Consider the following 17420-nt stretch of genomic DNA (forward strand, 5'->3'; position numbering starts at 1 on the left):
CGCTGTCGGAAATTTCCGACGGACTTGTCGGATCCCAGCCCGAGCGCGCGCGGGGGCGTCCCGTGATGAATACGTTTGCACCAACTCCCCCATCCGGACGGCCCACTTTAAGCTGCCGAAATCCGCGCCGGGTGCCCCGCCAGCCGCCCCGCCGCAGCACCACCAACGGAGGAAACGACCCAACGCCGCGGGCCGAACGTCTCCCCTTTCCCAGCACATTTTCCCTCGCCCCTTTCCCGCCGATGAGCGAATCCCCCGTGATCGAAAGCCCCCCTGCCGCTGCGCTCCTCGAGTCCCTGCGCGCGCGCCTGGCGGCCGTCCCGCGGCTGGTGGAAAGCAACCCGGACGAGCGCCGCCGGGCCTGGCTGCACGCGCTTGCGGCGACCTGTCGCGACGCACTCGGCCTGCGCTACGCGCGCACCCAGGAACGCGACGCGCAGGCGCTGGCGGAGGGACGCGCGCGCCGGGTGCACTATTTGTCGATGGAGTTCCTGATCGGCCGCGCGCTCGGCAATGCACTCGCCGCGCTCGGCCTGGTCGAGCCGATCCAGGAGCTGTTGCGCGCGGAGGGCCTGGGACTGTCCGATCTGCTCGAAGGCGAGGTCGATGCGGCGCTCGGCAACGGCGGCCTGGGGCGGCTCGCCGCCTGCTTCCTGGATGCCTTCGCCGAGCAGGGCTATCCCTCCTTTGGTTACGGCCTGCGTTACCAGTACGGCATGTTCGCGCAGCGCATCCAGGACGGGCGCCAGGTGGAGGTGCCGGATGACTGGCTGCGCGGCGGCAACGACTGGGAGATCGCGCGGCCGGAAGTGCGCTACACCGTCTGCTTCGGCGGCCGCGTGCAGGCCGATGGCGATGGCCGCCGCTGGACCCCGGCCGAGCGGATGCATGCGCAGGCCTACGACTTCATCGTGCCGGCGCACCACGGCGAGCAGGTGTCGACGCTGCGCCAGTGGCACGCGACCAGCGCCGAGCCGATCGACTTCCAGGCCTTCTGCCGTGGCGACCATGCGGCCGCGACGCGCGAGCGGATCGCCGCCGATGCGCTGAACTGGGTGCTGTACCCGGACGACAGCACCGAGGCCGGGCGCGAGCTGCGCCTGAAGCAGGAATACCTGCTGGTCTCGGCCTCGCTGCAGGACCTGATCGCGCGCCACCTGCGCGAGGGCGGGCGGATCGAGGACCTCGGCCGGCGCAATACCATCCACCTCAACGACACCCATCCCGCGCTGGCACCGGCGGAGCTGCTGCGCCTGCTGATGGACCAGCACGGCGTGGACCGCATGAGCGCCTGGCGCATCACCCGGCAGGCGCTGTCCTACACCAACCACACGCTGCTGCCCGAGGCGCTGGAAACCTGGCCCGTGGCGCTGGTCGAGCGCCTGCTGCCGCGCCACCTGGAACTGATCTACGAGATCAACGAGCGCTTCCTCTCCGACGTGCGCCTGCGCAATCCCGGCGACGAGGCGCTGGTGCAGCGCGTGTCGCTGATCGACGAGGCGCACGGCCGGCGCGTGCGCATGGCGGCGCTGGCGATCGTCGCCTCGCACAAGATCAACGGCGTGGCCGCGCTGCATTCGCGGCTGATGACCGAAACCATCTTCGCCGACTACGCCCGGCTGTACCCGCAGCGCTTCTTCAACGTCACCAACGGGGTCACCCCGCGGCGCTGGCTGCAGCAGGCCAATCCGGGACTGTCCGCACTGCTCGACCGCCACCTCGGCGGCGCCTGGCGGCGCGACCTCGAGCAGCTCGCGCGCCTGCGCCCGCTGGCGGATGACGCCGCGCTGCAGGCGGAGTTCCTTGGCGTCAAGCACGCCAACAAGCAGCGCCTCGCCGCGCTGGTCCGGCGCGAGCTCGGCCTGATCGTCGACCCCTCCAGCCTGTTCGACGTGCAGATCAAGCGCATCCACGAATACAAGCGCCAGCTGCTGAACCTGCTGCACGTGGTGGCGCGCTACCAGGCGATGCTGGCGCAGCCCAACGGCCCCGAAGGCCGCGGCTGGGCACCGCGCACGGTGATCCTCGCCGGCAAGGCGGCCTCCGCCTATCGCGTGGCCAAGCAGATCGTGCAGCTGGCGCATGACATCGCCCGCGTGATCAACAGCGACCCGCGCGTCGCCGACCGGCTGAAGCTGGTGTTCCTGCCGAACTACGGCGTCAGCCTGGCCGAGGTGATCATCCCGGCGGCCGATCTGTCCGAGCAGATCTCCACCGCGGGAACCGAAGCCTCCGGCACCGGCAACATGAAGTTCGCGATGAACGGCGCGCTGACCATCGGCACCTGGGACGGCGCCAATATCGAAATGGCCGAGGCGATCGGCATCGACGACTTCTTCGTCTTCGGCCAGCGCGTCGAGGGCATCAACGCACTGCGCGCGCTGGGCTACGACCCGCGCCTGTACGCCGAGCAGGACCTGCGCCTGCGGCATGTGCTCGGCGCGATCGGCGGCGGCGCCTTCAGCCCCGGCGAACCCGGGCGCTACCGCGACCTGGTCGACAGCCTGCTGCACCGCGACCGCTATTTCCTGCTCGCCGACTTCGCGGACTACCTCGCCACCCAGGCGCGCGTCGACGCGCTGCACGCCGATCCGGCGCGCTGGGCCGCGAGTGCGCTGCGCAACATCGCCGGCATGGGCGGCTTCTCCTGCGACCGCAGCGTGCGCGAGTACTGGGCCCAGGTGTGGTCGCCGGCAGCGCTGCGCCACAGCCGCCTGGACCGTCGCGGCAGCCATGCTTGACGCCGCGGATGTCGCCGCGCTGCTGGCCGCGCGCCACGCCGATCCCTTCGGCGTGCTCGGCATGCACGCCGACGCCGGCGGCGCCCAGTGCGTGCGCGCGCTGCTGCCGGGCGCCGAAGCCGTCGACCTGATCGACGCCGCCGACGGCACCCTGGTGGGCCCGCTGAAGCGGCGCCATCCCGATGGCGTTTTCGAATCCCGCATCCGCCGCCGCAAGCGCTTCGACTACCGCCTGCGGGTGCGCTGGCGGCGCGCGCGAGGACGGCAGCGCGGGTGTTTGAGGTGCGGGCGCCTGCCTCTGGGCCCGCAGATCGCCGAGGAAGGGGGCACGGGATGCCATCGAGCAGGGACCGCATCCGCGACGGCGACTGCCTGATCGTGGGGCGCAGGCCAGGGCCCCTGCCCGCCTGGCACCCCCGGCACCCGCTTCGCCCTCTGGGCCCCGAACGCGCGGCGCGTCTCGGTGGTCGGCAGCTTCAACAACTGGGACGGGCGGCGACATCCGATGCGGCTGCGGCATGACGCCGGGGTGTGGGAGATTTTCGTGCCGCATGTCGGCCCGGGGGATCTGTACAAATTCGAGATCGTCGGGCCGGACGGCAGCCTGCTGCCGCTGAAGGCCGATCCCTGCGGCTTCGCCGCGGAGCTGCGGCCGTCGACAGCGAGCCAGGTCGCCGGATTGCCGCCGCTGCGCGGGGTGCCGGCCGGGCGCGCGCCGGCCAACCGGCGCGATGCGCCGATCGCCATCTACGAGGTCCACGCCGGCTCGTGGAAGCGCCCGGACGGGCGCTTCCCAGCTGGCGCGAGCTGGCCGCCGAACTGCCCGCCTATGCGGCCTCGCTCGGCTTCACCCACATCGAGCTGTTGCCGGTCAGCGAGCACCCCTTCGACGGCTCCTGGGGCTACCAGCCGGTGGGCATGTACGCGCCCAGCGCGCGCTTCGGGCCGGCCGAGGACTTCGCGCTGTTCGTCGAGGCCTGCCACGCGCAGGGCCTCGGCCTGCTGCTCGACTGGGTGCCGGCGCATTTCCCGTCCGACGCGCACGGCCTGGCGCAGCTTCGACGGCACCGCGCTGTACGAGTACGCCGATCCGCGCGAAGGCTTCCACCGCGACTGGAACACCCTGATCTACAACTTCGGGCGCACCGAGGTGCAGGCCTTCCTGGCCTCCAGCGCGCTCTACTGGATCGAGCGCTTCGGCGTCGACGGACTGCGCGTGGACGCGGTCGCCTCGATGCTCTACCGCGACTACTCGCGCCCCGCGGGCGAATGGGTCCCGAACTGCTTCGGCGGCCGCGAGAACCTCGAAGCCATCGCGCTGATGAAGCGCATCAACGAGCAGATCGGCGGCGAGCAGCCCGCCGCGTTCACCGTCGCCGAGGAGTCCACCGCCTTCCCGCAGGTCTCGGCGCCCACCTACGCCGGCGGCCTTGGCTTCCACTTCAAGTGGAACATGGGCTGGATGAACGACACGCTGCGCTACATCGCCGAGGATCCGGTGCACCGCCGCTGGCACCACGACCTGATGACCTTCGGACTGGTGTACGCCTTCAGCGAGAACTTCGTGCTGCCGATCAGCCACGACGAGGTGGTGCACGGCAAGGGTTCGATGCTGGGCAAGATGCCCGGCGACGAGTGGCAGCGTTTCGCCAACCTGCGCGCCTACTACGGCTTCATGTGGGGTCATCCGGGCAAGAAGCTGCTGTTCATGGGCCAGGAATTCGCCCAGCCCTGGGAATGGCGGCACGACGAATCACTGCCCTGGGAGCTGCTCGACAACCCGCGCCACGCGGGCATGCAGCGGTTGATCGGCGACCTGAACCGGCTGTACCGGCAGGTGCCCGCGCTGCACCGGCTGGACTGCGACACGGCCGGATTCGAATGGCTGATCGGCGACGACCGCGACCAATCCGTGTACGCCTGGGCGCGTTTCGACGGCGATGGCGGTGTCGCGCTGGTGCTGTGCAACTTCACGCCGGTGCCACGCGAAGCGTACCGCCTGCCGCTGCCCGATGGCCCGGCGCACTGGCGCGAGGCACTGAACACGGACTCCCAGCATTATGGCGGCAGCGACGTCGGCAACGGCGGGCGCGTGCTGGCCGCCGAGGAAGTCCCCGCGCACGGCCGCGCGCGCTCGCTGGAACTGACGCTGCCGCCGCTCTCCACCCTGGTGCTGCTGCCCGCATGAGGACGCAACTGCCCGAGCGCCTGCTGCCCGGCCGCCCTGCGCCCTTCGGCGCGCACCTGGTGGACGGCGGCGTGCACTTCGCGTTGTGGAGCGAGCACGCGACGCGCGTGGAGCTGTGCCTGTTCGACACCGAGGGCGCGCGCGAACTGCGTCGCTACGATTTGCATGCCGACGAAGACGGCGTGTGGAATGGCCTGCTGCCGGGCCTCGGCGCCGGGCTGGTCTACGGCTATCGCGCGCACGGCCCCTATCGGCCCGAGGAGGGACATCGCTTCAATCCGCACAAGTTGCTGCTCGATCCCTGGGCGCGTGAGATCGTCGGCGCCTTCCGCTGGGACGAGCTGCACCACGGCTACGCCCAGGGGCACCCGGACGGCGCCCGCTCCTTCGACGCACGCGACAACGCCGCCCGCGCGCTGAAGGCGCGCGTGTGCGCGCCGCTGCCGCCGCTGGCCCAGCCGCGGCCGCAGATTGCCGCCGCCGATGTGGTGCTTTACGAGATGCACGTGAAGGGCTTCAGCATGCAGATGCCGGGCATCCCCGATGAACTGCGCGGCCGCTTCGCCGCCCTCGCCCACCCCGCCGCCATCGCCCACTTCCAGCGCCTCGGCGTAACCACGCTGGCGCTGCTGCCGGTGATGCACGCAATCAGCGAAGCCGCCCTGGTGCGCAGCGGGCGCACCAATTACTGGGGGTACAACACGCTGGGGTTCTTTGCGGGGGATGGGCGGGCGGGACGGGGACGGCACCCCACCCGTGCCCCGTGCCCCGTGTCCGGTGCCCCGTCACCCAGCTCCGCGCCACCCTCGAAACCCTGCACGCCGCCGGGATCGAGGTGATCCTCGATGTGGTCTACAACCACACCGCGGAGGGCGATGAGCTGGGGCCCACGCTCAGTTTCCGCGGGCTGGACAATGGCGCCTGGTACCGGCTGCTGGCGGACGATCCGGCGCGCTACGTGAACTGGAGCGGCTGCGGCAACACGCTGAACCTGAATCACCCGCGGGTGGTGTAGTTCGTGCTGGACTCGCTGCGCTACTGGGTGGAGGTGGGCGTCGACGGCTTCCGTTTCGACCTCGCGAGCGTGCTCGGGCGTACGCGCGAGGCTTTCGATCCGGATGCACCCTTCTTCGTGGCGCTGCGCCAGGATCCCGTCCTCTCGCAGGTGCGACTGATCGCCGAGCCCTGGGACTGCGGGCCGCAGGGCTACCAGGTGGGGCGCTTCCCCGGACGCTTCCTCGACTGGAACGACCGCTTCCGCGACAGCGTGCGCCGCTACTGGCTGCCGCGCGGCTGCACCCGCGGCGAGTTCGCGCGGCGTTTCCTTGCCTCCAGCGATCTGTTCCACCACGGCCTGCGGCGGCCGCAGGCGAGCGTCAATTTCATCGCCGCGCACGACGGGCGCACGCTGACCGACGTGGTGTCCTACGGAGTCAAGTACAACCACGCCAACGGCGAAGACAACCGCGACGGCCGCGACGACGAGCCGGCCGACAACTTCGGCATCGAAGGTTTCACCACCGATCCGCTGACCTCGCTGCAACGCCGGCGCGTGCGCCGCGGGATGCTCGCCAGTCTGGCGCTGGCGCAGGGCACGCCGATGCTGCTGGCAGGCGACGAGCACGGCAACAGCCAGCGCGGCAACAACAACGCCTATTGCCAGGACAACCCGACCGGCTGGCTGGACTGGAACGCGGAGGAGGACGACAGCGCGTTCGTCGCCGCGCTGCTGGCGCTGCGCCGGGCAGAGCCGCTGCTGCGCCATCCGCAGTGGTTCGCCGGCGCCGAAGACGCCTCGCGTGCGCGCGTGCGCTGGCTGCTGCCGTCCGGCCGCGAGATGAGCCTGCACGACTGGCACGACAGCGATCTGCGCGCCTTCGCCTGCGAGCTGTACCCGGCCGGCGAGGCGGACGCGCGCCTGGCGCTGCTGTTCAACCCGGCGCCGATCGAAGTCGAGTTCGCGCTGCACGGCGAGCACTGGTGGGCGCTGCTCGACAGTAGCGGCGAGCGCCTGCCATTGCCCGAATCGCCACACGCAGTCGGGCCGGTTCCCGTATTCGTATCCCATCTGCTGGCACCGGCGCATGCGCTGCTGGTGCTGGTGCGCAAACCCCTGACCGAGGTGTCGGAATGATCGACCTCCACCAGCGCAGCGCCGGCGTGCTGCTGCACCTGACCTCCCTCCCCGGCCCGCATGGCGTTGGCGACTTTGGCCCCGGCGCCTACCAGTTCGTCGACTGGCTGGTGAGCGCTGGCCAGCATCTGTGGCAATGGCTGCCGATCAACCCGATCGGCCCCGGCGATTCGCCGTACCAGAGCGTGAGCGCCTTCGCCGGCAGCCCGCTGATGGTGGCACTCGAGCCGCTGGTGGCGGCCGGCTGGCTGGCGGCGCCGGAGTTGCCGCAAGGCGGCTTCGACAGCGCCCGCGTCGACTACGCGCGTGTGGTGCCCTGGCGGCTGGCGCAACTGCGTCAGGCGGCGCGCGGCTTCTTCGCGCAAGGTAGCGCCGCCGAGCGCGCGGCCTTCGACAGCTGGTGCGCGGACAACGCCTCCTGGCTGGACGACTACGCGCTGTTCATGGCGCTGGAGGACGCGCACGGCGGCGCCGCCTGGTGGCATTGGCGCCCCGAACTGCGCGACCGCGTGCCCGCCGCGCTGGCCGCTGCGCGCGCGCAGCACGCCGCGGAGATCCGTTTCTGGGCCTTCGTGCAATGGTGTTTCGACACCCAGTCCAGCGCACTCAAGGCTTACGCCAACCAGCGCAAGGTGGCGCTGATGGGCGATCTGCCGATCTTCATCGCCCACCACAGCGCCGACTGCTGGGCGCGCCCGGACCTCTACTACCTGGATGCCGACTTCCAGCCGACGGTGGTCGCCGGCTGCCCGCCGGATGCGATGGCGCCGACCGGGCAGCGCTGGGGCAACCCGCTGTACCGCTGGGATCGGATGGCGGCGGAGAACTACGCCTGGTGGACCGCGCGGCTGAAGCGCGCGCTGCATCAGGCCGACGTGTTTCGCATCGACCATTTCCGCGGCTTCGCTGGCTATTACGAGATCCCGGCCAGTTGCCCGACGGCTGAGGAAGGCGAGTGGGTGACCGGCCCCGGCAAGGCGCTGTTCGATGCCATCAGTGCCGAACTCGGTGAGCTGCCGATCGTCGCCGAGGACCTCGGGCTGATCACCCAGGACGTGATCGCACTGCGCGACGGCTGCGGCTTCCCGGGCATGAAGATCCTGCAGTTCGGCTTCGGCGCGGATGCCTCCGACGAGTTCCTGCCGCACAACTACGTGCGCCATTGCGTGGCCTACACCGGCACCCACGACAACGACACCGTGCGCGGCTGGTGGCACAAGGCCACCGCGCGCGAGCGCGCTTACGCCGGCAGCTACCTCGCCACCGGTGCGCAGGATGTGCACTGGGCGATGATCCGCGCCTGCTGCAACTCGGTGGCCAACATCGCCGTCTGCCAGTTGCAGGACGCGCTGGGCCTGGACGGCGGCCATCGCATGAACACGCCCGGCACGATGGGTGGGCACAACTGGAGCTGGCGTTTCACCTGGGACATGGTCGGCTCCGAACCGGCGCGCGTGCTCGGCCTGATCACCGCCGCCAGCGGCCGCGGCCCCTTCGAGCTGCTGCGGCTGCCGGGCCAGCAGCCGGCCATCGCGCCGGCGCAGGCGCAGGCCAAGGCGGCCTGAGCGGCGGAGCGGTTGTCGGCAGCGAAGCTCGCACGCCGGGGGCCTGCTACGAGCCGACGGGGGAGTCGCGTGGGTCGCCGATCTTTCCGCCTTTGCGGCCATGGGGAAAGATCGGGCTGAATCGCCTCTCCCACGCAGCTCATCGCCCGCCAGCGCTTGCCGATCCAGGCCGCTGCAGCCACGGGTCTCGGGGCGCCAGCTCTGCGGCCCGACACCGCCGCAGCCTGGGCCGTCCGCGACACGCCGCGCCAGCACCCGTGCCGAACTCGCCGCCGGCGCTGTCGGCGCGCTGTTCCGGCGCCAGGCGCAAATCGACATCGCTGCCGATCCGCAGCGTTTCGCCGAGCCAGGCATCCAGCGACAACACGCCGGGATACGGGTTGACGCTGCACGCCGCGCGGTACTCGCCGCGGCGGAGTGCGGGCAAGTCGACGATCTCCAGCCAGGGGTGGCCTTCGCCGACCGACAGCACGGCGAGCCACCGGCCATCGGCCGAGGGGATGATCTGGTCGATCTGGTGCAACGCGGCGACATCGCAGGCCAGGGTCTGCGCGGGCTGCCTGTCGCAGCGCAGGCGCAGGCAGGCGGAACGCTCGTCGCGGCGCACATCCGCTTCCAGCGTGCAGCCACCGGACAGCGGGGTGCGCAACGGTGATCCGGCTGAGGCCAAAGAAGAACCGAGCAAGCAGCAGGCAATGCCGAAGACGCTGCGGTGATTCATCGGCCTTCTCCCGGATCCGGCCCCAGGTGGGAGGCCGCCACCACGCGGTTGCGGCCGGCGTGCTTTGCGGCATACAGCGCACGATCGGCGTCGCGGATGGCTTGGGTGACGCTGCCGGCGCGCGCGGTCCAGCAGGCCACACCCACGCTCACCGTCAGCTGGACGCCACTCACTTCGGCCGCCGCCACGGCATGGCGCAGGCGCTCGGCCAGCGCCATACCCTGCGCCTCGTCCTGACCCGCGAGCATCAATGCGAACTCCTCGCCGCCGTAACGGTACAGGCGGTCATGCGCCGCCAGCGCCCCGCGCAATCGGTCGGCCACCGCGGTGATCACCCGATCGCCAACCAGGTGGCCGCGCTCGTCGTTGATCTGCTTGAAGTGGTCGAGGTCGATCAGCAGGAAAGTGCAGCGCGTGGCTGACAGATCCAGTGCGGCGATCGCCTCATTGAAGGTGCGCCGGTTGAGGCAGCCGCTGAGCACATCGTGGTCCGACTGGTAGCGCAGCATCGCCGCCGCGCGTTCCTGCAGCAGCGCGTAGGTATAGGTGAAACACACCAGCAGGCCGTAGCCACTGGCGAAGCGGGTCACGTCGATCGGCGCCATCATGCGCAGGCCGATCAGGCTGGCGTAGACACCGAAGGCCACCATCGCCAGCAGAGCCCAGGCGGGCCGCAGCACGAAAGCAACCACCGGCGGGAACACATAGGCCCAGTGCAGCATCGAGCGCTCGATGGAAAGCCCGAGCGCCAGCACCGCGACCAGCGCCAGCGCGATGGTGGCGAAGAACACATTCGCGCCGAGCGCGCGCGGCAGCAAGGCCAGCGTGACCAGCAGCCCGCAAGCCAGTCCCAGAATCCCCCAGGCCAGGAGTGCGGTGTCGTGAAAGCCCAGGCTGTTGTTGAGCAGCCCCAGCGCGATCATCAGCAGCGCGATCAGCATGGCCAGCAGCATTGCCACGCGCCAGCGCAGCCGGTCGCGCAGCACCGAATAGGAATCGCGTGGCGTCGGCATCGAACTCCCCTGTCGCGGCGTCGATCTTACTACGTGCCTGAAGCACGCCGACGCCCGCCCGGTGGCGTGACGGCATGGCTCTGCCGGCAGGGCTCGCGTAGGCTCCGGAGGTCCCGATCTTCCGGAGCCCCTGATGCACCGCACCCTGTTGCTGTGGCTGCTTTCCGCGCTGACGCCGGCGGCGGCCGCCGACCTCGACACCTTTCATGCGGCGCTCAAGGCGCTGTGCGGCAAGTCCTTCGCCGGCCAGATCGTCGCCAACACGCCGGAAGATCCGGCCGATCCCTTCCTCGGCAAGCCGCTGGTCATGCAGGTGCGCGAATGCGGCGAGGACGAGATCCGCGTGCCGTTCCATGTCGGCGACGACCATTCGCGCACCTGGGTGTTCACCCGCACCGCTACAGGCCTGCGGCTGAAACACGATCACCGCCACGCCGATGGCAGCCCGGATGCAACGACAATGTACGGCGGCGACACCCGCGCTTCTGGCAGCGCCACACGCCAGGAATTCCCGGTGGACGCCGAGTCGATCTCCCTGTTCGAACGCGAGGGGCGCACGGTATCGACCACCAATGTCTGGGCGGTCGAGATCACCCCGGAGGCCTTCGTCTACGAACTGGCCCGGCCCGGACGGCTGTTCCGCGTGAGCTTCGATCTCACCCGCGAGGTGGCAGCGCCGCCAGTGCCGTGGGGCGCGAGCGACTGAGGCTGCGCTACCGTTTCAGCCCGCACGGTTGATCGCCTGGGGGATGGCCGGGCAGCGCACCGCCAGCGAATCCAGATCGGACAGCTCCGGCGGACGCAGGCCGGTCGCGCGCGCCCGCACCGCACTCTCGCAGGCCAGCGCGAGATCACCGCTAGCCGCCGCGGTCTGCGCCAGCAGGATCAGGCTGCCGATGTCCTGGCGCAACTCGAGGTTGCGCAGCGCGAGCGCGTGCGCCCGGTCGACCTGACCATCGTCGAGGTAGAACTCGGCGGCGTGCTGCGCATACGCGGCGGGCCAGCGCGCCAGCAACTGGCGGTAGCCCGCGTGGGCAGCCTCACGTGCCGCACCAGCGGCGCGCGCGTCTCCGCGCCGCACCTCGACCGCGGCGAGCGCAGCCAGGAACTCGGGATTCCCGGTCTGTTCGATGACGGCCAGATAGCGGCTGCGCGCAGCCTCGAGCTCACCCAGTTCTGCCTCGCATTCGGCGAGGTGCTCGGCCGCGAGGTAGTAACGCGGCAGGCGCGCCAGGGCGGCTGAAAAGAAGACGCGGGCCCGCGCGCACTGGCCGTGACGCAGCAGCGCGATGCCTTGCTGGGTGTACAACCACGCCAGCGGCAGCGGATCGACATCGGTGTAGAGGTCCTGAGCCGCGCGATACCATTGTGCCGCGCCCGCCGGGTCGCCGGACATCAGCCTGAGGTCCGCGCGACTGGCGAGTTCGTAGAAGTCGGCCACGGGCAGGCGCGACTCGACGAAGTCGGGCTCCAGCGGCGCGTAGTCGCCGCGCGCGAGTCGCAAGTCACGCTGCAGGCTGCGCCCATCGGCGCCGGCCGCTTCCAGCCGAGCGAGGCTGGCCTGCGCCTGATCGAACAGGTGGAAGGCGGACAGGGCTGCAAAGTTCACGCGTTGGACCGCGGGGTCACCGGGGGCTGCGGCGGCGGCCTCCCGCGCCAGCGCGAGCGCGCGTTCGCCGTCCTCGATGCGACCGATCACGCGAAAGCGCAGCAGCAGGGCGGCTGCCAGTTCGGCGCGCGCCATCGTGTCCTGCAGATTGTCCGAAAGCACGTCGATCCGCGCATCGAGGTTGGCGTGGTAGATCTCCGCCGCGGTGGTGACCCGCTGCTGCGGGCTGAGCGGATATCCCGATGGGCCCGTCGCTTGCTGGGTGATCATGGGTGGTTGCGTCACGCACGCAGCGAGCGCCAGCGTGGTGGCAGCGATCAACGTCCGAAACATGCCTTGTCTCCTGAGGGACAGCGCGGGGGCGCGTATCGGGTCCGCGCCCCCGGTCGATCTCAGAGCGGTCGCCCAAGGAACGGGAAGTCGCTCAGGAACACGCTGTCGTTGGGCACGTTGTCGCTGACACCGGGGCCGACGATGGCGCCGAGCGAGTCGTCGATCACATCGCGGGCGAGGGTACGTCCACCACAGCCGGGCGCACCGAGCTCGACCGCGAGGTAGGCATCGCACTGGGGCTTGGAGGTGTCGATGAGCAAGCGGTCGTCGACCAGCACGCTGGCCAGCGTGGCTGCCGGAAGCAGTGCATTGCCGGTGGTGCCATCGAGCGTGTCGAGTGCCGCCAGGTTACTCTGCATCTCCGCCTGGAACAGACCCGCCCAGGTGCTGCGGTCGGCGGCGCGGTTGTAGGCATCCTTGAGCGCGGTGCCGGTGTTGGGCAGCACATTGATCAGCACCGTGTTGATGCCCGGGCGTCCCATGCGGTCGACCTGGCCAGCGGTGTAGAAGGTGCAGGGCTGGTCCTTGATCTGGGTGAGGCGGGTGAGTGCCACATTGCCCTCGTTGGTGCCGAACTCCGCCGGCGCACCGGACCACGTCACCACCGCGTTGTTGCAACTGCTGAAGCGGAAGGTGATGCGGCCAAAGGCGCGGGTGCTGACCTGGCTCGGGTTGAAGTTGGGCGGGAACAGGCCACCGGTGGTGTAGACCGCCGCCGGGATGGTTGCGGTGTCGCCGCTGATCGTACCCTCACCGACAATCCAACGCTGCTCGCCCGTGGCGTTGTAGACGTACCATGCCATCGCCACGCGGTCGGGGCCGCCCGCCGTCGCCGGCGCGAGCACTTCGATGTGGGCGCCATAGCCTGGCTTGCTGGCGTCGAACCAGAGGCCGGTGAATCCCGGGCTGATTCCGGTTTCGCCGACGCGACGGGTCGAACCCCAGACCTTCAGCACCGGATTGGCGCCGCCGTTGTTGAGCCGGGAGCGGTCGATCGCGACGGCCAGCGCGAGTGTGTTGCCATTGAAGGAATTGACACCCGGGTTGGTGAACGCGGGCGCCAGGGTGGTGCGGGTGCGCTGGAATGCGGGGCCGTCGAAGAAAAAGGGGTCGTCGCGCAGGCCGGCCCAGACGCGCATGCCGCTGCCAACGACCGTGCGCTCGATGCCGCCGCTGGCGGCCAGGCCGCTCGGACCGCTGCAGCTGACCCGGTTGCTCTGGTCGAGGAAGCGGCAACTGACCACCACGTCGCTGGCGCCATTGTCGATGTGGAAGTTGTATTCCACCGCGTCCGAGAAGCGCGAGTTGTAGTTGGCGAAGGGGACCACCGTGTTGACCAGGATGACCTCGTTGGGGTCATTCGGATTCATGAACGCGTAAATGTCGTTGATGTCGGCAGCCGGATCGCCGGTGGCGATCGGGGCATCGCGATGGTCGGCAGCCAGTGCGGTTCCCGCGCACAGGCAGAGCAGCAGCAACGAGCGTCGGAACATGGAAGGATCCTCGAAGTGAGCTATGCGCCGGCGCGCGGGGGTGCGCGCCGTCGAACAGCTTACGTCGGAAAAGTGTCGATTGGATGCATTTGTTTTCAGCTGACCCCAATCATCACCGATACCAAAGATGCGAAGCCCAGCGAGGCAGGGATCGATGCCGTTCCCGGCGGCAGGCTACGTAGTTCAGGCGAGCACCCATGTCGGCTCTGCCCGCTGCCCTCCACAGAAACCGAGCGACGCGCGCAAACCGGTCAGTCGAACCAGGTCAGCGGCAGATCCATCGGCACGCCGGGGTGCAGCAGGTTGCTGCCGCTGACATTGATCGTCACTTCCACCAGGTGCTGGCCCATGGTCAGCACACCGCCCGGCGCGTCGGGGGCGCTCAGGAAGCTGGCGCTCAGCGTGCGGCTGGCCTGCGCAGCCCCCGCGGCGAGTTGCTGCATGCCGACCGCCGCGACCGGCTGGCCGTCGACGCGTATGCCGAGCAGCGCGGTGGCGAAGCTGTCCGCGTTGCCGGCCTGGATCCGGGTGCGCGCATTGAACAGCACGATGCCGTCATGCCCCGGCGGAATCGTCACCCAGGCGCTGGCGAGCACCACGTCGCTGCCGGCGGGCGGGCAGCCGGCGACGCCCTGGGTGGTGGCGACACAGCGCCAGGTGTAGGTGGCACAGAACTGCGCTGCGCCACTGGTGGCGGCGCCGGCCACGCCACCGCCACTGGCGCTGAGCATGCGTGCACTGCCGAGGCCCCAGCAGACACCGTTCTCGTGCGGGCCGCTGGGGCTGCCGGCCTGGTCGCTGCCGAAGGCCAGCTCGCTCGCCACCAGCTCCAGCGTGCGCGCCTGCCCCGGCAGCAACCGTTGCACGCCATGCAGCATCATCGGCGCCTGCTTCTCGGCATCCGGGTCGATGTCGTTGACGCTCCATGCGGCCGAATGAGTGTCCTGGCAGACGCCGGCAGCGCGCAGCCCGAGCAACGCATCGCCATGGCCATTGTCGACGCCGCTGTTGCAGGCATGGAATGCGCGCCCGGCGGCGAGCGTGACCACATCCAGCGTGCGCGATCCCGGGTTGCGCAGGGTCTGCGCCAACAGCGGAACCAGCGGCCGGTCGCCGTCGCCCTCGTTGACGTCGATCCCCTGCGCAGGTGCGTAGGTGGTGACGTCGATGTTCGCACTGGCACCGGCAGCGCACTCGATTGCAGCTGCGAGAGTGGCTACACCAGCACCGAAAGCCCGCTGCCCGAACCGATGCGGAAGCGCCCGGGCCGCGAGGGATGCGCGCTGGCGACCAGGTCCACGGTGTGCGTGCCGGCGCCCAGCACGGCATCGGCGATGACGTTGAAACCGTGCATCACCGGCCGTTGCGACGAGCCCCAGTCCATCAGCGACACCGAGGACTGCGACTCGTCGCCGTCGAAGCGGATGCGCAACGCGGCCGCTGGCGCGTCGACCGGGAAATGCCGGCCATCCGCCACCGCCAGCACCCGCGTCGGCGCGCTCAGCGTGAAGCTGTGCGCCAGTACCACGGTCGGCGCGGTGCCGCCGATCTCAAGGTCCGCGGTCAGCCGACGGAAGCTCGACTGCGCCCGCGCGCAGTCCTCGAAGCCATCGGCACGGATCACATCCGGCGCGCTCAGGGCGCAGGCACCCGCCGCTGCGCTGGCGAGCAGCAGCGGCGTGGCGATCAGCCAGGAACGAAGAGTCGTCATGCGACGGATGATGCGACAGTCCCGGCCGCGCGCGCGCCGAACCCGGTTCAACGCGGAGACGCAGAGGACTCGGAGAAAAGCATGAGAAAGCTCTTCTCTGCGTCTTTGCGTCCTTGGCGTCTTTCCATTGAACAGGTGAACTTTTCCTGCATCAACGCCCACCGCAGACGCAGAGAACTCGGAGAGAAGCATCAACAGGCTCTCCTTTGCGTTCCTTTGCGCACCTTGCGTCTTTGCGTTGAACTTTTCCGGCAACAACGCCCACCGCAGACGCAGAGAACAGGAGGAAGACCATCTGCAAGCTCTTCTCCGCGTTCCTCTGCGTCCTTGGCGTCTCCGCGTTGAACTGTTCCGTCCGGAGCAGATGCCTCAGAGCACGTCGTAGCTCAACAGATCGAACTGGATGCTGTCCGAGTCGGTGTTCTTCTGCCGCGCGACGAAGGCGTAGCTGCGGCCCCCTCCTCCAGCTTGGCGGTTCATCATCTGCTCGACCTGCGGGTTGACGTACAGCACCACCCGCTTGCCGTCCGCCGTCTGCATCTCCATCGCGCTGCCGCCGATGATTTCTTCGTGGACGTCGTTGATGCGCAGACCGTCGCGGTCGGCCGGCTGGCGCGCGACCAGCTTGCCCTGGATCCGCGCGCGATCTTGCGCCAGACCGGATCCGAGTTTCCGGATCGTAGGCGGCCGGGTCTTCGAGCATTTTCTTCTCGGACTCGGCGGCGCGCCGCTGACCTGTCCGGAGGCTCTGGAAGCGGATCGCCCATTCCCAGCGCCGGTGTCGCGGCGGATGTGGTCGGCGGCGGAGAAGAACTGCTCGGACCAGCCGGTCGGGCAGGTCTGGCAGGCGTCGTAGTTGTCGGCGTAGGACTGCAGGCGTTCCTTCAGGCTGTCGACGCGGTCATGGAACTCCAGGTGCACGCCGGCGCCGAGCGCCACGCCGACCTGCTTGCTCCCCGCGGCGACCACCAGCACGGCGCCGTTGCCCACGTCCAGCTTGCCCACGCGCAGCTGGCGCATCATCGCCGCGGCGTAGTCGTCGGCGCTCAGGCCATGCAGATCCTTGACCAGCAGCGAGACGATCTCGACGCCGCTGGCCTGCGCATGGTCGTACATCTGCTTCTCGAAGTCCGCGCGCACGGCGGTCGAGTAGGCCGGTCTCGTCCATCACAAACGATCGAACTTGGCCGGGATCGCGTCCGGATCCGGCAGCGGCAGGGTATCGACGCGGCGGCGGCTGCCGGCAACGGCGCCGCGGTGCCGGACGCGCCTCGACCGGCGGCTGCGGGCGGCGATGGTCGCGGTGGCCGGCTTGGCATCGGCCGCCGGCGGCGGCGTGGCGGGCGTGGCCGGCGCGGTGCTGGCGACGCTGTCGCCGCTGCAGTCGGTGGACTGCTGCGAGCAGGCCTGGGTCCAGCCTTCCTGGATCGCCTGGACGCGCTTGCTGCGGCCCGGGTGAGTCTTGCCGTCCTGCTCCGGCACCAGCGTGTTCATCGCCTTCTGCGCGTCGGCCAGCATCGCGCCCATCTTGTACAGCACGAAACCGGAGAACTTGTCGGCCTCCAGCTCGGTCGGCGGCTGGCTGCCGCCGGGCATGATGGTGTGGCCGGACAGGTGATGGCCGATCTCGTGCGCCATGATGCTGATCGGCGCCCAGTCGTTGTTGGCGGTGGCCGCGCGCACTCGGACATGAACTGCGGGTTGTGGCGATCACCCGGCGCGGCAGCTTGTCCGGCCCGAGCATGATCACCGCCGCGGCGTTCGGCACCTGGCCTTCGACCCATCGAAATTCTGCGGCAGGCCGGTGTAGCGCATGATCTGCGCGACCACATCCCGCCGCTGGCATGACGCCCAGCGCGAGCTGGGGGGTTCACCCGCAGCGGCGAGCCGTCGCAGAGCAGGCCTGCAGCGC

Annotated in this window: 14 protein-coding genes and 1 pseudogene; 7 read left to right on the forward strand and 8 right to left on the reverse strand. The window is 69.8% G+C overall.

Translation table 11 applies throughout. The annotated features are described in order from the left end of the window. The first annotated feature begins 242 nt into the window (after positions 1-242). The 6 genes and pseudogenes from IPK27_12300 (at position 243) to malQ (ending at position 8628) form a co-directional block, all read left to right on the forward strand. Positions 243-2741, forward strand: a complete 2499-nt coding sequence (locus tag IPK27_12300; GenBank protein ID MBK8068372.1) for a glycogen/starch/alpha-glucan phosphorylase — start codon at positions 243-245, stop codon at positions 2739-2741. Next, positions 2734-4929 (forward strand): annotated as a pseudogene (gene glgB / locus IPK27_12305) (1,4-alpha-glucan branching protein GlgB). The gene IPK27_12300 and the pseudogene glgB overlap by 8 nt, the downstream one beginning before the upstream one ends. Beyond that, entirely contained in the window at positions 4926-5768 is an 843-nt protein-coding gene (locus IPK27_12310) for a hypothetical protein (protein MBK8068373.1), read from the forward strand. Before glgB ends, IPK27_12310 begins: the two are co-directional and overlap by 4 nt. Beyond that, positions 5765-5944 (forward strand): hypothetical protein, encoded by a 180-nt coding sequence (locus tag IPK27_12315; GenBank protein MBK8068374.1) that lies wholly within the window; start codon positions 5765-5767, stop codon positions 5942-5944. Before IPK27_12310 ends, IPK27_12315 begins: the two co-directional genes overlap by 4 nt. 3 nt (positions 5945-5947) lie before the next feature. Continuing rightward, the gene (locus tag IPK27_12320; protein ID MBK8068375.1) at positions 5948-7063 is read left to right on the forward strand and encodes a hypothetical protein; all 1116 of its coding nucleotides are present in this window, start codon (positions 5948-5950) and stop codon (positions 7061-7063) included. Further along, positions 7060-8628: a 4-alpha-glucanotransferase gene (gene malQ / locus IPK27_12325; GenBank protein ID MBK8068376.1), complete on the forward strand. Its 1569-nt coding sequence runs from the start codon at positions 7060-7062 to the stop codon at positions 8626-8628. Before IPK27_12320 ends, malQ begins: the two co-directional genes overlap by 4 nt. Positions 8629-8767: 139 nt before the next feature. Here malQ and IPK27_12330 read toward each other — a convergent pair whose 3' ends face one another. Beyond that, positions 8768-9349 (reverse strand): hypothetical protein, encoded by a 582-nt coding sequence (locus tag IPK27_12330; GenBank protein ID MBK8068377.1) that lies wholly within the window; start codon positions 9347-9349, stop codon positions 8768-8770. After that, a complete protein-coding gene (locus tag IPK27_12335) occupies positions 9346-10362 on the reverse strand; it encodes a GGDEF domain-containing protein (GenBank protein ID MBK8068378.1) in 1017 nt (338 codons plus the stop codon). The genes IPK27_12330 and IPK27_12335 overlap by 4 nt, the downstream gene beginning before the upstream one ends. A gap of 133 nt (positions 10363-10495) precedes the next feature. Between IPK27_12335 and IPK27_12340 the strand changes: the two genes are divergently transcribed. Next, the gene (locus IPK27_12340; protein ID MBK8068379.1) at positions 10496-11068 is read left to right on the forward strand and encodes a hypothetical protein; all 573 of its coding nucleotides are present in this window, start codon (positions 10496-10498) and stop codon (positions 11066-11068) included. 15 nt (positions 11069-11083) lie between these two features. Here the strand turns inward: IPK27_12340 and IPK27_12345 are convergent, their stop codons facing one another. The 6 genes from IPK27_12345 to IPK27_12370 all read right to left on the reverse strand — a co-directional run bounded on the left by IPK27_12345 (position 11084) and on the right by IPK27_12370 (position 17191). Then, complete coding sequence (locus IPK27_12345; protein ID MBK8068380.1) at positions 11084-12304, reverse strand: hypothetical protein; 1221 nt, start codon at positions 12302-12304, stop codon at positions 11084-11086. 59 nt (positions 12305-12363) lie between these two features. Next, positions 12364-13797 carry a DUF4331 family protein gene (locus IPK27_12350; GenBank protein MBK8068381.1) on the reverse strand — a complete coding sequence of 478 codons (1434 nt, stop codon included), beginning with the start codon at positions 13795-13797 and terminating at the stop codon, positions 12364-12366. A gap of 251 nt (positions 13798-14048) precedes the next feature. After that, complete coding sequence (locus tag IPK27_12355) at positions 14049-14888, reverse strand: hypothetical protein (protein ID MBK8068382.1); 840 nt, start codon at positions 14886-14888, stop codon at positions 14049-14051. Between the two features lie 125 nt (positions 14889-15013). Then, complete coding sequence (locus IPK27_12360; protein ID MBK8068383.1) at positions 15014-15508, reverse strand: hypothetical protein; 495 nt, start codon at positions 15506-15508, stop codon at positions 15014-15016. A gap of 369 nt (positions 15509-15877) precedes the next feature. Further along, the gene (locus tag IPK27_12365; protein MBK8068384.1) at positions 15878-16648 is read right to left on the reverse strand and encodes a TPM domain-containing protein; all 771 of its coding nucleotides are present in this window, start codon (positions 16646-16648) and stop codon (positions 15878-15880) included. Between the two features lie 27 nt (positions 16649-16675). Continuing rightward, positions 16676-17191, reverse strand: coding sequence for a hypothetical protein (locus IPK27_12370; protein MBK8068385.1), 516 nt, complete (start codon positions 17189-17191; stop codon positions 16676-16678). Between the last annotated feature and the right edge of the window lie 229 nt (positions 17192-17420).

The sequence above is a fragment of the Rhodanobacteraceae bacterium genome, from assembly GCA_016713135.1.
Lineage (GTDB): Bacteria > Pseudomonadota > Gammaproteobacteria > Xanthomonadales > SZUA-5 > JADKFD01.

What these genes read in the sequence shown, in the direction of transcription:
- IPK27_12300 (MBK8068372.1), top strand. Translation starts at nt 243, where the DNA reads ATGAGCGAATCCCCCGTGATCGAAAGCCCCCCTGCCGCTGCGCTCCTC.
- IPK27_12310 (MBK8068373.1), top strand. Translation starts at nt 4,926, where the DNA reads ATGAGGACGCAACTGCCCGAGCGCCTGCTGCCCGGCCGCCCTGCGCCC.
- malQ (MBK8068376.1), top strand. Translation starts at nt 7,060, where the DNA reads ATGATCGACCTCCACCAGCGCAGCGCCGGCGTGCTGCTGCACCTGACC.
- IPK27_12330 (MBK8068377.1), bottom strand. Translation starts at nt 9,349, where the DNA reads ATGAATCACCGCAGCGTCTTCGGCATTGCCTGCTGCTTGCTCGGTTCT.
- IPK27_12335 (MBK8068378.1), bottom strand. Translation starts at nt 10,362, where the DNA reads ATGCCGACGCCACGCGATTCCTATTCGGTGCTGCGCGACCGGCTGCGC.
- IPK27_12340 (MBK8068379.1), top strand. Translation starts at nt 10,496, where the DNA reads ATGCACCGCACCCTGTTGCTGTGGCTGCTTTCCGCGCTGACGCCGGCG.
- IPK27_12345 (MBK8068380.1), bottom strand. Translation starts at nt 12,304, where the DNA reads ATGTTTCGGACGTTGATCGCTGCCACCACGCTGGCGCTCGCTGCGTGC.
- IPK27_12350 (MBK8068381.1), bottom strand. Translation starts at nt 13,797, where the DNA reads ATGTTCCGACGCTCGTTGCTGCTGCTCTGCCTGTGCGCGGGAACCGCA.
- IPK27_12360 (MBK8068383.1), bottom strand. Translation starts at nt 15,508, where the DNA reads ATGACGACTCTTCGTTCCTGGCTGATCGCCACGCCGCTGCTGCTCGCC.